Annotated in this window: 12 protein-coding genes and 1 tRNA gene; 6 read left to right on the top strand and 7 right to left on the bottom strand. The window is 57.6% G+C overall.

Features of this window, described 5'->3' with window-relative positions; all coding sequences use genetic code 11:
- Window positions 1-84 precede the first annotated feature (84 nt).
- Window positions 85-1098 (bottom strand): anthranilate phosphoribosyltransferase, encoded by a 1014-nt coding sequence (gene trpD, locus BAR1_RS09875; protein ID WP_118942866.1) that lies wholly within the window; start codon window positions 1096-1098, stop codon window positions 85-87.
- Window positions 1095-1691 carry an anthranilate synthase component II gene (locus tag BAR1_RS09870; RefSeq protein WP_118944424.1) on the bottom strand — a complete coding sequence of 199 codons (597 nt, stop codon included), beginning with the start codon at window positions 1689-1691 and terminating at the stop codon, window positions 1095-1097. The genes trpD and BAR1_RS09870 overlap by 4 nt, the downstream gene beginning before the upstream one ends.
- A 139-nt stretch (window positions 1692-1830) precedes the next feature.
- Here BAR1_RS09870 and BAR1_RS09865 point away from each other — a divergent pair, with 139 nt between their 5' ends.
- Both BAR1_RS09865 and BAR1_RS09860 read left to right on the top strand, forming a co-directional pair.
- Window positions 1831-3423 (top strand): divergent polysaccharide deacetylase family protein, encoded by a 1593-nt coding sequence (locus tag BAR1_RS09865; protein ID WP_118942865.1) that lies wholly within the window; start codon window positions 1831-1833, stop codon window positions 3421-3423.
- Window positions 3424-3594: 171 nt separating this feature from the next.
- Window positions 3595-4461 (top strand): DUF4396 domain-containing protein, encoded by an 867-nt coding sequence (locus BAR1_RS09860; RefSeq protein ID WP_118942864.1) that lies wholly within the window; start codon window positions 3595-3597, stop codon window positions 4459-4461.
- 7 nt (window positions 4462-4468) lie between these two features.
- Here the strand turns inward: BAR1_RS09860 and trpE are convergent, their stop codons facing one another.
- The 5 genes from trpE to fabI form a co-directional block, all read right to left on the bottom strand.
- Window positions 4469-5977 (bottom strand): anthranilate synthase component I, encoded by a 1509-nt coding sequence (trpE, locus tag BAR1_RS09855; protein WP_118942863.1) that lies wholly within the window; start codon window positions 5975-5977, stop codon window positions 4469-4471.
- 18 nt (window positions 5978-5995) lie between these two features.
- On the bottom strand, window positions 5996-7849 hold the full coding sequence (locus BAR1_RS09850; RefSeq protein ID WP_118942862.1) for a SurA N-terminal domain-containing protein: 1854 nt from the start codon (window positions 7847-7849) through the stop codon (window positions 5996-5998).
- Window positions 7850-8106: 257 nt separating this feature from the next.
- On the bottom strand, window positions 8107-9291 hold the full coding sequence (locus BAR1_RS09845) for an aminotransferase (RefSeq protein ID WP_118942861.1): 1185 nt from the start codon (window positions 9289-9291) through the stop codon (window positions 8107-8109).
- Between the two features lie 9 nt (window positions 9292-9300).
- The gene (gpt, locus tag BAR1_RS09840) at window positions 9301-9804 is read right to left on the bottom strand and encodes a xanthine phosphoribosyltransferase (RefSeq protein ID WP_118942860.1); all 504 of its coding nucleotides are present in this window, start codon (window positions 9802-9804) and stop codon (window positions 9301-9303) included.
- A 101-nt stretch (window positions 9805-9905) separates the two neighbouring features.
- Window positions 9906-10724, bottom strand: a complete 819-nt coding sequence (gene fabI / locus BAR1_RS09835) for an enoyl-ACP reductase FabI (RefSeq protein WP_118942859.1) — start codon at window positions 10722-10724, stop codon at window positions 9906-9908.
- A 155-nt stretch (window positions 10725-10879) separates the two neighbouring features.
- Here fabI and pdxH point away from each other — a divergent pair, with 155 nt between their 5' ends.
- The 4 genes from pdxH to BAR1_RS09815 all read left to right on the top strand — a co-directional run bounded on the left by pdxH (window position 10880) and on the right by BAR1_RS09815 (window position 12796).
- Window positions 10880-11485: a pyridoxamine 5'-phosphate oxidase gene (pdxH, locus tag BAR1_RS09830; protein ID WP_118942858.1), complete on the top strand. Its 606-nt coding sequence runs from the start codon at window positions 10880-10882 to the stop codon at window positions 11483-11485.
- Between the two features lie 126 nt (window positions 11486-11611).
- Complete coding sequence (locus BAR1_RS09825) at window positions 11612-12163, top strand: cold-shock protein (protein ID WP_228408529.1); 552 nt, start codon at window positions 11612-11614, stop codon at window positions 12161-12163.
- 14 nt (window positions 12164-12177) lie between these two features.
- Window positions 12178-12639, top strand: coding sequence for a DUF192 domain-containing protein (locus BAR1_RS09820; RefSeq protein WP_407681509.1), 462 nt, complete (start codon window positions 12178-12180; stop codon window positions 12637-12639).
- A gap of 80 nt (window positions 12640-12719) precedes the next feature.
- Window positions 12720-12796, top strand: a tRNA-Pro gene (locus BAR1_RS09815).
- The last annotated feature ends 277 nt before the right edge of the window (window positions 12797-13073 follow it).

The following is a 13073-nucleotide window of genomic DNA, read 5'->3' as shown; positions in this document are numbered from 1 at the left end:
GGGTGTCTCCCTATTGAAAATGGTAAAACCAATAGGGGAAATGTATCACAATTCAGGCCACCATGCAGGCAGGGTATACCTTACCTAGGCGGAAGTCAGCCGTGCCAGTGCCTCGATCTTTTTCTTGGCCGCGCCACTGTCAATGCTTTGGGCGGCCAGCTTGGCACCATCCTTCAGATTGTCCACCTTGCCCGCAACCAGCAGGGCGGCGGCAGCGTTCAGCAGCACCGCGTCGCGGTAGGCGGATTTTTCGCCGTCCAGCAGGGCGCGAAAGGCCACGGCGTTTTCCGCAGGCGTGCCGCCAAGGATATCCTCGAACGGATGCACGGGCAGGCCGGCGTCTTCTGGATTTACCTCGAATTCGGTGACCTTGCCGTCCTCAAGCGCGGCAACCCAGCTGACACCGGCGATCGACAATTCGTCCGTGCCGTCCGAGCCATGCACCAGCCAGGCTTTTTCCGCCCCCAGTTCGTCCAGCGTCTCGGCCATCGGACGGATCAGGTCGCGTGAAAAGGCGCCGGTCAGTTGGCGTTTCACACCGGCCGGATTGGTCAGCGGGCCAAGGATGTTGAATATCGTGCGCGTGCCCAGTTCGGCACGGGTGGGCATGACATGGGCAATGGCGGGGTGGTGCATGGGGGCCATCATAAAGGCAATGCCGACGGATTCCAGCGCCTTTTCAACTACTTCCGGCCCGACCATCACGTTGATACCCATCTGCCCCAGCGCATCGGCCGCGCCGGATTTGGACGACAGGTTGCGGTTGCCGTGTTTGGCCACGGTCACGCCAGCCCCCGCCACCACAAAGGCCGTGGCTGTAGAAATATTCAGCGTGCCTTTGCCGTCGCCGCCGGTACCGACGATGTCCATCGCATCTGCCGGTGCCTTTACCGCGTTGCATTTGTCGCGCATCACCTTGGCCGCGGCGGCGTATTCCTGCACCGTTTCGCCACGGGTGCGCAGCGCCATCAGCAAGCCGCCGATCTGGCTGGGCGTTGCTTCGCCCTCAAACAGGATACCGAATGCCTGTTCGGCCTGTTCGCGGGTCAGGGGGCCTTCGGCGGCGGCGTGGATCAGGGGTTTTAACGCGTCACTCATGCGGCCACCTCTTTGGTCTTGATGCCGGCGATATCCAGAAAATTCTGTAGCAATTTATGCCCGTGTTCCGAGGCAATCGATTCAGGGTGGAACTGCACCCCGTGGATCGGCAATTCCTTGTGGCGCAGGCCCATGATGGTGCCATCCTCAAGCTCGGCGTTGACTTCCAGACAATCGGGCAGGCTCGCACGCTCGACAATCAGCGAATGATAACGGGTCGCGTCAAACGGCGAGGGAAGACCGGCAAAGACGCCGGTGCCGTCATGCTTCATGCTGCCCATCTTGCCATGCACGATTTCATGACAGCGCACCACCTTGCCACCAAACATTTCGCCGATTGCCTGATGGCCCAGACAAACCCCCATCAAAGGCACCTGCGCACCCGCAGCGGCGCTGGTCAGTTCCAGACAAATCCCCGCCTGTGCCGGATCGCACGGCCCAGGGGACAGCAGGATCGCCTCGGGGGCCATCGCCATGGCCTCGTTCACGCCAAGGGCGTCGTTGCGTTTGACCACAACATCGGCCCCCAGCTCGCCCAGATAATGCACCAGATTATAGGTGAAACTGTCATAATTATCGATCAGAAGCAGCATAGTTTCGCTTTCATTTACCTGTTGGCGCATAAAATGGGTGAATATGCGCCTGTGTCGGGTTATACATCCCCCAGAGGCGTCATAGGGTCAAGGCCCGACAACAATAGGCGCGATACAGGTAGCATAAGGCAGAGCGATTATGGCACGCGGATTTGTTTCAGGTGTAGTCTGGGGACTTGTGGTTTCGGGGGCTGGCGTGGCCGGTGCCTCGTTGTTGGCGGGGGATGGTAGCCGCGTGGTGCTTGCGCCGATGTCTGAACCGGAAAAACCGGTTGTAGAAGCACCCGCTGTTGCGCCCGAAGTGGCCCAGCCGGAAACGTCCGCGCCCACCGTGGACACGCCGGATGCTGTGGCCGAACCGCAAGCCGAACCCGAGGCGACGACAGTTGATCCCGTAATAGCCCCGGAACCGGAAACACCGGCAGAGGAGCCGCAAACCGCACCTGTTGATACAACGCAGAATGAGGCATCGGATGGTGCTTCAGACGCGACCATGAATGATCCGCAACAAGCACCTGCGGCTGATCCGGTTGACGAGGCGGAACCCGCCGCGCCGGTTGAAGAACAGGCAGAAGTCGCCGCCCCGCAAACGCCAATTGTAGAGGCCGAGGAAACGGTTGAGCCGGTTACCTCCGAAGTGACAACTCGGGCAGTGCCGGAAGCAGTTGAACCGGAAGTATCTGAAATGGCGCAACCTGTGGAAACGCCTGCGAGCGAAGATCCAGCGCCTGCGCCGGAGATGTCCGAAGCCATGGCCGAGGATTCAGCAGCCGAGGTTGTCACACCGCAAGAGGACCCTGCGCCCGAGGTTGTTGAAGAGGATGTGGTTGAGCCAGCCACACCGGAAACACAAACCGCAGAACCCAGAATAGCAGCATTGCCGCAAATCACGGCGCCAGAGCCATCTGACGAAGCGGCAACAGAACCGCAGGCCGAAACCCCCGAGGCCGATGCGGCACCGGAAGCAGAAACAACAGGCGCAAATATCAGCCGTTTGCCCACTATTGGTGGCACGACCGAGCCTGAGTCAGACACACCTGTTACAGGTGATCAGGCGGAGGCAGACCAAACCACTGATGGGGCATTGAACAGCTATGCTATGTCGTTTGATAACCCCGATGCCAAGCCGATGCTGTCTGTGGTTCTGATCGATGATCCAGATGCGCCGGTATCGGATGATGCGCTGGCGCATCTGCCATTTCCGCTTAGTTTTGCGATTGATGCCACGCGTGATGACGCCAGCAAAACTGCGGCGCGCTATCGGGCCGCCGGTTTCGAGGTTTTGTTGGTAACGAACCTGCCAAAGGGGGCAAGTGCCAGCGATGTTGCCGTTGCATTCGAGGCTTATATGAATGCGATCCCCGAAGCCGTGGCGGTTCTGGATCGTGATGCAACATCCGCCGAAGCCCAACAGATCGCGGGTATTCTGGCCGATCGCGGATTTGGATTGGTGACGCCCAGCAAGGGGCTGAATTCGGCCCAGAAAGCGGCGCAACGCGAAGGGGTGCCTGCGGCGCTGATCTATCGGGAACTGGACGCGGGGAACGAAGAAGTGCCTGCCATCCGCCAATATCTGGACCGCGCGGCGTTTCGAGCGGTGCAAGAAGGCAGTGTGATTATGCTGGGCTCCACCCGCCCCGAAACCATCGAAGCGCTGGTGCTATGGGCGCTGGAAGACCGCGCCGCCAGTGTGGCGATTGCGCCGGTTTCGGCGGTGTTAAAGGGGGGGTAGGTTGGATATTTCCATATTTGGTCCTGATCCGACTTAGGCAGTTTGCTTTTGTATATGGCTGACCCTGCATTTGTGCGACTATATCCGCCAAAGACGATTTGAAAGAGCTTCTTGGTAAACCACGGCAAGACCGGCTAGCCTTGCCATGCGCAACAGAAGGTGGGTTTTCCGATGGATGGATTGCAGTTCGTTGACGGCATAATACTGATGTGGTTTTTCCTGACCGCCCTTTCGGTTCTGTTTGTTGTTGTCGATATCTGGAAGACCCCCGAGGAAACGGTGCTTAAATGGGGGTTTATCCTGCTAACGGCCTATATCGGTCCGTTTGGAGCGTTCTTGTATGTGTTCGGTTGCCGCGAGCCATTACCGGGATTGCATGAAAAATACATCGCGACCCGTTGGCGTCAGGTGCTTGGGTCCACCATGCATTGCGTTGCGGGGGATGGCATAGGCATTCTGGCCGGTGCCATTATCGGGGCTGTTGTCCATATGGGCAGGCCATCGGAAATGCTGTTGGAATATATGCTGGGGTTCGGTTTTGGCTGGGCGATTTTTCAGGCCCTTGCGATGAAGGCGATGCTTGGGTCCTACAAACAAGCACTGGCTAAAACCTTTTACGCCGAACTGGTTTCGATGAACTGGCTGATGGCAGGTATGATGCCGACAATGATGATTTTGATGCGCAGCATCGAAGGCGCGGATGATCCCGCGTCGCACCGGTTCTGGTTTGTCATGTCGATGTCGCTGCTGGTCGGGTTTATTGCGGCCTATCCGATTAACTGGTGGCTGGTGTCGCGCGGATTGAAACATGGCATGATGACTGTGCGGCCACATGAAAGCATGATCGGGATGGGGGATGATATACCAAAGCCTGTGGCGCAATCGTCTGTGCCGCACCACGCGCAGCATTCAGAAAACGCCGGTTTGGAAATGCCGGATGCCGCAAGCGCAACGCCTTCAACGACACGGATGCTGGTGATTGCCGCCATATCCTTTGCGGTCCTTGCCGCCGGTATCATTTTCGGGGTGAACGTATAGTTTTTCCCTAATTGCGCCCGCGCACGAACAGCCCTGCATCCTCGGCGGCCTTGCGGATGGCTTTGGATTTGTTGACCGATTCCTGATACTCGGCCTCGGGGTTGCTGTCGTAAACCACGCCGCCGCCGGCCTGGATATACAGAACCTCGTCCTTGACCACCGCGGTGCGCAGGGCGATGCACATATCCATGTCGCCATTGGCCGCGAAATAACCCACGCCACCGCCATAGATGCCGCGTTTTTCCGGCTCCAGCTCGTCGATGATCTCCATCGCGCGCACCTTGGGCGCGCCGGACACGGTGCCGGCGGGCATACCGGCAAAGAACGCCGACAGGGCGTCCTGATCATCGGCCAACTCGCCCACCACGTTGGATACGATGTGCATCACATGGCTGTAGCGCTCGACGATGAATTCCTCGGTCGGGTGCACCGTGCCGATCTTGGCCACGCGGCCCACATCGTTGCGGCCCAGATCCAGCAGCATCAGGTGTTCGGCCAGTTCCTTCTGGTCGGCCAGCAGGTCGGCTTCCAGCGCGCGGTCCTCGTCCGGTGTGGCGCCGCGGGGGCGGGTGCCGGCGATCGGGCGGATGGTGATTTCACGGCCAAACACCCGCACCAGAATTTCGGGGCTGGCGCCGATCACCTGAAAGCCGCCAAAGTTGAAGTAGAACATGAACGGCGACGGGTTGGTGCGGCGCAAACTGCGATAGAGCGAAAACGGCGGCAGGGTGAAATCCTGCGCCCAGCGTTGGCTTGGCACCACCTGAAAGATGTCCCCGGCGCGGATGTAGTCCTTGGCCTTTTCCACGGCGGCCTTATAGCCCTCGTGAGTGAAATTGCAGCGGATGTCGCCGATGGGCGCGGCATCGCCCAGATCGCGGGCGGCGTCGGGTGTCTGGCGTTCCAGATCACGCACCGCGTCCATCACCCGTTCGGCGGCCTGCGCATAGGCGGCTTTGGCCGATAGCCCGCTGTCGGCCCATGCGGGGGCCACAACGATCACTTCGCCTTTTACCCCGTCCAGCACCACCACGACCGAGGGGCGCATCAGTACCGCGTCGGGCAGACCCAGCGGGTCGGGGTTTACATCGGGCAGGTGTTCGACCAGCCGGATGGTGTCATAGCCAAGGTATCCGAACAGACCGGCCGAGGCGGGCGGCAGATCGTCGGGCATGTCAATGCGGCTTTCGGCCAGCAGGGCGCGCAGGTTGTCCAGTGGCTTGCCTGCCTGTTCTTGATAAGCATCGCGGTCAATGCGGGCCATGCGGTTTATCCGGCTGGCCTCGCCGTGGCATTGCCAGATCAGATCGGGTTTGGCGCCGATGATCGAATAGCGCCCGCGCACCTCGCCGCCGGTGACCGATTCCAGCATGAAACTGTCGGTGCGGGCCTCGGACAGTTTCAGCATCAGGGAAACCGGCGTGTCCAGATCGGCGGCCAGACGGGTATAGACCAGCTGGTTCTTGCCGCTGTTGAAACCGGCCTCGAAGGCTTTAATAGTCGGGGTTAGTGCCACGGGATCAGCCTTTGGATGCTATTGCGGGAATTGGGCGTGAACGGCGTTTATTGCCGCTGTATTGACGGATACGCCCGCCTGGCTTTGCAGCGAGGTCACATAGGCTGTGAAAATGTCATCCGACAGGGCCTGCGCAATGGCGGTGTCCAGACCGCTGCGGGTGGCGGCCAGATCGGGGTCGTTTTCATCGGGTGGCAGGATGTCGTCCAGCCGCACCAGATAGACCACGCCGTTGCCATCGATGGTTTTGGCCTGTCCCTTGTCCATCTCGAACACGGTCTGCACCATGCCAAAAGGCATGCCTTCGATATTGGCATTGCGCAAGATTTCTTCCTCGGTGGTGACAGGGTAGCCCAGGGATTCAAGTGTCTGGCCTTCGTTCAGGCGGGCCAGCAGGCCGTCGGCCAGTTCGGTCAGACGTTTCTCGGTTTCTTCATTCTCCCAACCGGCGATCACATCGGAAATGACGGTCTCCATCGGTTTCAGGGCCGCAGGAACGGTTTCGACGAATTCGATTGCAAAGATGCCGCCATCGTCCAGTTCTTTGGCTTCGGCATAGTCGCCGCTCTGAACTGCCGATGCGGCCTCGCGAAACGCGTTGTAACCGGCGATGCCGTCCGTGTCGCCTTCGGACCAGTCGATTTGCCCCAGTTCCAGATCGGTTTCGCCGGCCACCTCTTGCAGGCTGGCGCCACCGGCCAGAAGATCATCGATTTCGGTGATGCTGGCGGAAATCTGGCGGCGGGCACGGTCCATGGCCAGTTCGTTTTGCAACTGTTCGCGCACATCTTCCAGCGTGGTTGTCTGGGCGGGCAGGATGCCGTTCATGCGAAACAGGGCAGGGCCAAGGTTTGTGTTGATCGGGCCTATGACGCCGGGGGCGCCCATCGCAAATACGGCTTCGCCCGCGTCGCCAAGAGTTTCAATCGTGGCATCGCCCAGATCGATGTCCAGCAGGGCCAGACCGCGTTCCTTGACCAGATCCTCGAATGTGGCTTCACCCGCATCCAGACGGGCCTTGGCGGCTTTGGCGGCGTCCTCATCGGGGAAGATCAGGCGTTCAACCAGACGGCGTTCGGGTTTTTGATATTCATCGGCGCGGCTGTCGTATTCCTTTTGCAGGTCTTCCTCGGCGACCTCGATCTTGTTCACGATCATATCGGGGGTGACCCAGATATAGGCCAGACGTTTCTTTTCCGGCACGGTGAAATCGGCAGTGTTGGCGTCGTAATAGGCTTTTAGCTGCTCGTCCGTGGGTTCAGGCACCTGTTCGGGCAGGGTGGTTGCATCCAGTTTGATCCAGCTGAAATTGCGCCGCTGGCGGGTGTATTCGATAAAGGCATCGGTCATTGCCGCAGGGGCAGCGGTGCCGTTCATGATGGCGCCTTGCAGCAGGGTGCGGGCGGTTTCGGCGCGGATTTTATCCTCGTATTCGGCTTCGCTCATCCCGGCGCCACGCAGGGCAGCACGGTAATTTTCGCGGCTGAATTTTCCGTCCAGCCCCTGAAAGGCGGGGGTGGCCAGAATTTCGGTGCGCACACGTTCGTCGCCAACCGACAGGCCGATGCGTTTGTTCTCATTGTCCAGCGTCGCGGCCGTTGTCAGGCGGGCAAGGACATTGCGGTCAATGCCAAGCGCGATGGCCTGCGATAGCGGCATGGGTTTGCCGGTTTGCGCCTGATAGCTGCGCAGTTCCTGTTGCAGGCTGTTGTAGTATTCGTTGATGTTCACTTCGGTGTCGCCAACGGTGGCTACAGCAGCTTGGCGGCCGCCAAAATTGGTCACGCCGAACCCGCCCAGACCAAGGACAAGTAAAAGCAGGATTATCCAGACAACAATATTGGCCGATTTTTTCTTAACGCTGCTTGCCATGGGGCCCTCGCTGAATAGTGTTTAGCGATGTTTAGGCGGTTGTGGGGCGGGGGGCAAGAGCAGGGCGGGGGCAAATCTTTGATCAAGGCAAAAGGTTGGTGGGCGTCTTGCGGACAACGTTTCTATTAAACCGGTTTAATGGATATGTTTTCGTGGGAGAGATTGATCTGTAAGTGTATGAAAAGGTGCGGTAAACCCGTATGTCCGATGCAGTTCGGATGGTATTAACAGATGGTTTTTTTCGGTTTTGGATATCTCTAGGCCATGATGGCTTTCAGCCGGTCAAACAGCAGGGAGATGCCGCTGGAATCTATGTTTGCAAAGGCGATGCGCAACTGGTGCTGCCCGCTGGTATCGCTTTCGGGCATGAACATGGTGCCGGGCAGCAGTAAAACAGCCGCATCGCGCACCAGATTTTGTGCCAGTTGATCCGAAGGTGTGGGGAACGGGTGTTCGACATAGGCGAAATAGGCGCCACAGCCCAGCAGGGTCCAGCCCTGTTTTTCCAGCGCGCCGAAACCGGCCAGAATAGCCCCGCGGCGCGACAGGATCTCGGCGCGCTCGCCGGCCAGCCATTGCGACAGGTTCCGCATCCCCCAGAGGGCGGCGTGCTGGCCCAGCTGGTTGGGACAGATCGCGACGGTATCAAGGAATTTCTCGACCTCGGACAGGCGGCTTTGGCTGGCGACAACCGCGCCGACACGGTGACCGGTCAGACGGTAGGCCTTGGAAAAGGAATAAAGCTGGATCAGCGTGTCGGCCCAGTCGGGATCATGGAACAGGTCATGTGGCGCCCCCTGTCGGCTGTCGAAATCGCGGTAGGTTTCATCGACAATCAGGGCGATGCCGTGGCGTTTGGCCAGATCGTAAAAGGCCCGCAGTAATCCGGCAGGGTATTCGGCCCCTGTGGGGTTGTTCGGCGTGACCAGCACAATCGCGCGGGTGTGGTCGGTGATCAGGCTGGCGGCAAATTCTGGGTCGGGCAACATGTGGGTGCCTGTGGGCAGGGGGATGGTGTTGATCCCCTGCATGTCCAGCCACATTTTATGGTTGAAATACCAAGGGGTTGGAATGATAATATCATCCCCCGCGCCGGCCAGTGTAGCGATGCTGGCGGCAAAGGCTTGGTTGCATCCGGCAGTGATGGCAACCTGTGTTTCGGTAATCTTTCCGCCATAAGCTGTGGACCATTGCGAGGCCACTTCGGCGCGCAGCGCGGGCAGCCCCAGAACGGGGCCATAGAGATGCGCTTGGGGGGTGTCGAGCACGGTTTGCGCCAGTGCCTCAAGCAACGGGTCGGGCGGGGCCTCGACCGGTGCGGCCTGCGAGACATTGATCAGCGGTTTGTTACGGGTGAACGCCACCCCGTCCAGCCAGCGCCGCGCTTCCATCACCGGAGGCGGGAAGGTGGCGCGCATGGCCGGGTTGACGGGGTCGGTCATGTGACGGTCCTAATCCTTGCCGCGGTAGGGTTCGACATATTGCAGGGCCATATCCCACGGAAAGAAGATCCATGTATCCTGCGAGACCTCGGTGATGAAACTGTCCACCATCGGGCGGCCCATCGGCTTGGCGTAAACCGTGGCGATATGGGCCTTGGGATACAGGGTTTTCACCACTTCCAGCGTTTTGCCGGTGTCGACCAGATCGTCGATGATCAGGACACCTTCGCCATCGCCCATCATGTCCGCGTCGGGGGATTTCAGAACCTTGGCCTCGGATTGCTGCTGGTGGTCGTAGGATTTGATGCTGATGGTATCTACCGTGCGCACGTCCAGCTCGCGGGCAATGATCATCGCGGGGGCCATGCCACCGCGTGTGATCGCGACGATGGCTTTCCATGCGCCGTCATCCGGCCCTTTGCCATCCAGCCGCCACGCCAATGCGCGGCTGTCGCGGTGGATCTGGTCCCAGCTGATGTGAAACCCTTTTTCATGGGGGAGGCGATCGCTCATGATGGCAGTCCTTTGCTATTTCAGGCGGCGGCGATTTTGGCGCCGGACAAGGCCGGCAGCCATTGGGCGGAAGCGGACAGCAGTGATAAAGGCGCTTGTGGTCATTTGCGCCCCGTAACCACATCAATATCGGGGGCATCTACGGCCTTCATACCGACAACGTGATAACCGGCGTCCACATGCAGATTTTCACCCGTAACACCCGACGCAAGGTCGCTGAGCAGGTAAAGTGCCGATTTTCCGACCTCGTCCTGTGTCACATTACGTCGCAGAGGCGAGTTCAGTTCGTTCCATTTCAGGATATAGCGAAAATCGCCAATGCCCGAGGCGGCCAACGTTTTGATCGGGCCTGCGGAAATGGCGTTGACGCGAATGTTGTCCTTGCCCAGATCCTCGGCCAGATATTTCACCGAGGCTTCCAATGCGGCCTTGGCCACGCCCATCACGTTATAATGCGGCATCACCTGTTCCGCGCCATAATAGGTCAATGTCAGGATTGATCCACCATCGGGCATCATCTTGATTGCCCGCTGGGTTACGGCGGTAAAGGTGTATACGGAAACATCCATCGTCATGCGGAAATTTTCCGGCGAGGTGTCAACATAACGCCCGCGCAGTTCGGATTTGTCGGAAAAACCAATGGCATGCACGACAAAATCCAGCGTACCCCATTCCTTTTCCAGCGCCGCAAACATTGCATCCAGCGAGTCCGCATTCGATGCATCGCAATCAAACAACATTTCCGTGCCCAGTTTCGCCGCCAATGGTTCGACCCGTTTCTTGAACGCATCCCCCATATAAGAGAACGCCAGTTCGGCACCCGCATCGGCGCAGGCCTTGGCGATGCCCCATGCGATGGATTTGTCGTTGGCAAGGCCCATAATCAGCCCGCGTTTTCCCTGTAGTAATCCTGTTGACATTTTGCGCCCTTCAGCCACCTTTAAATAAGAACCCAATCTTTAGGCGATTGTGCGCAAGGCATCAAGTGCGGTGCGCGGACCAAAACTTAACGGAAAGGATAGGTTGCCTTGGCATTGGTACCATCGTAATCCGCTGGTGATGTTAGGGAATCAAGATGACAAAGCGATCCGGTATCTTTTCAGGGGATGATCCCTTCAGACTTGCCCGCCAATGGCTGGGCGAGGCCGAAGCCGTGGAACCCAATGATCCGAACGCGATAGCCCTGGCTACTGTTGACCCGGATGGTATGCCCAATGTACGAATGGTTCTATTGAAAGAAATAGAACCGGAAGGTTTTGTTTTCTATACTAATTACGAAAGTGCGAAAGGGCTGGAAATAGAAGGAAACGGCAAGGCTGCTTTTGTCATGCATTGGAAATCCTTGCGTCGGCAAATCAGGGTGCGCGGTTTTGTGGAAAAGGTTGAAGATGCCCTGTCGGATGCCTATTTCAATAGCAGGTCATTACAAAGCCGATTGGGGGCTTGGGCCTCGCACCAATCGCAACCATTAACAACACGCGCAGCTTTGATGGCAGAAGTTGCAAAAGTAACAGCAAAACACGGGCCAAACCCGAAGCGCCCCCCGTATTGGGGCGGATACCGGATTGTCCCGACGGAAATAGAGTTTTGGGCCGACGGAGCATTCAGATTGCATGACCGGTTCCGGTGGTCCCGTGATAAAATACACGACAGTTGGAATATCCAGCGTCTGAACCCGTAACATAGTACTGTACTGTTTAACGAGTGCTCGCTTATAGGTTGATATTTTTCGCTTGCAAAAAAATGGTAGTTTGCAAGAACATAGTTGACCATTTGGTAAAGCTAAGAGAGTGAAACAGCGCAGGGCATGAATGAGCACGATGAGATGAGCGAAGAAGAAAACAATATGCGCCAACCCGTGACGGGCCATGTGAAATGGTTCGATCCAGGCAAGGGATTCGGTTTCGTGGTTGCTGATGATGGCGGCCCCGATATTCTGTTGCATGCAAATGTATTGCGGAATTTCGGCCAAAGTTCTGTTGCCGATCAGGCCAGAATCGAGATTCTGGTTCAGGAAACCGATCGAGGCATGCAGACGGTCGAAATACTGAAAATCACCCCCCCGGTCGGCACTGCCGAAGGCGGGATGAGTGATTTTTCTGATCTGGAAGCAGACGAGGAACTGGGTGAACTGGAGCCGGCAAGGGTGAAATGGTTCGACAAAGCCAAGGGGTTCGGATTTGCCAATGTGTTCGGAAGCTCGGCAGATGTCTTTATCCACGTTGAAATCCTGCACCGCTCTGGTCTGGCCGATTTGCAACCGGGAGAAGCGATCAGTATCCGCGTCACGGACGGGGAACGGGGCCGTATGGCGACACAGGTCTTGTCCTGGGATTCATCGTTTCGGTCCACATCATGATAAAGCGCGGGGTCTTGATTGCTTTCTTGACCCTCGGGGCGGGTTTTGCGCAAGCAAGCGAAACCTGCTCGACCAGTGCCGTTGATATTCGCGGGGACTGGGGGCAGGCGCATTTCAATGTTGAAGTGGCCGATGATGCCGAGGAACAGCAAAAAGGGCTGATGTTTCGCGAGAAAATGTCGGCCAGCGCCGGCATGCTGTTTGTTTATGAACGCCCCCATACTGCGCGGTTCTGGATGAAAAACACGCTGATCCCGCTGGATATGCTTTTTCTGGACGAAACCGGTCGTGTGACCAGAATTGCCGAAAATGCCAAACCGCTGGATGAAACCCCGATTGATGGCGGTGACAATGTGCTGATGATTCTGGAAATCAATGGCGGCATGGCGCGCGGGCTGGGAATCACCGTGGGCAGCGAGCTGCGCCATCCGGCGTTTGATTCGGCGATTGCGGCCTGGCCTTGTCCGACAGAATGACATTTATTCGCAGGTATCTGAAAAAGAAGCGCATTCTAGGGGTTTCCAATCCCATTCACACTCTGTAGAGAAGCCTTGTTCGGGGCGTAGCGCAGCCTGGTAGCGCGACGGTTTTGGGTACCGTAGGTCGCAAGTTCGAATCTTGCCGTCCCGACCATTCACTTTTTTCAAGATTGTTTTCAGCGGACGCTGAAAGAATCAGTGCCGGTCTTTCCTTAACGTGAACCTTTGGCCATTAAGAAAAATGAATCTTCATGTGAATTCTTAGTTTATTTTGACAAGTCAGCCGAACTAAACGGAAATTCATTCGGTCGCGAATTGTATACCAAAAAGTGGGTCGGTTCCATTTTGGCGGGTGTAAATTTCAAACACCAGATTCGACGGGATCGAAAACCGTCGGTCAACAGAAAATAGCTGTGGAAAAGTAAAATATA

The sequence above is a fragment of the Profundibacter amoris genome, assembly GCF_003544895.1.
Lineage (GTDB): Bacteria > Pseudomonadota > Alphaproteobacteria > Rhodobacterales > Rhodobacteraceae > Profundibacter > Profundibacter amoris.
Note: the sequence above shows the minus strand (reverse complement) of the source record. Positions and strands in the feature narration are given on the sequence as shown.

Coding starts and splice junctions, on each gene's coding strand:
- BAR1_RS09860 (WP_118942864.1), top strand. CDS start 3,595: ATGGATGGATTGCAGTTCGTTGACGGCATAATACTGATGTGGTTTTTC.
- BAR1_RS09850 (WP_118942862.1), bottom strand. CDS start 7,849: ATGGCAAGCAGCGTTAAGAAAAAATCGGCCAATATTGTTGTCTGGATA.
- BAR1_RS09865 (WP_118942865.1), top strand. CDS start 1,831: ATGGCACGCGGATTTGTTTCAGGTGTAGTCTGGGGACTTGTGGTTTCG.
- BAR1_RS09845 (WP_118942861.1), bottom strand. CDS start 9,291: ATGACCGACCCCGTCAACCCGGCCATGCGCGCCACCTTCCCGCCTCCG.
- fabI (WP_118942859.1), bottom strand. CDS start 10,724: ATGTCAACAGGATTACTACAGGGAAAACGCGGGCTGATTATGGGCCTT.
- trpD (WP_118942866.1), bottom strand. CDS start 1,098: ATGAGTGACGCGTTAAAACCCCTGATCCACGCCGCCGCCGAAGGCCCC.
- pdxH (WP_118942858.1), top strand. CDS start 10,880: ATGACAAAGCGATCCGGTATCTTTTCAGGGGATGATCCCTTCAGACTT.
- gpt (WP_118942860.1), bottom strand. CDS start 9,804: ATGAGCGATCGCCTCCCCCATGAAAAAGGGTTTCACATCAGCTGGGAC.
- BAR1_RS09825 (WP_228408529.1), top strand. CDS start 11,612: ATGAATGAGCACGATGAGATGAGCGAAGAAGAAAACAATATGCGCCAA.
- BAR1_RS09870 (WP_118944424.1), bottom strand. CDS start 1,691: ATGCTGCTTCTGATCGATAATTATGACAGTTTCACCTATAATCTGGTG.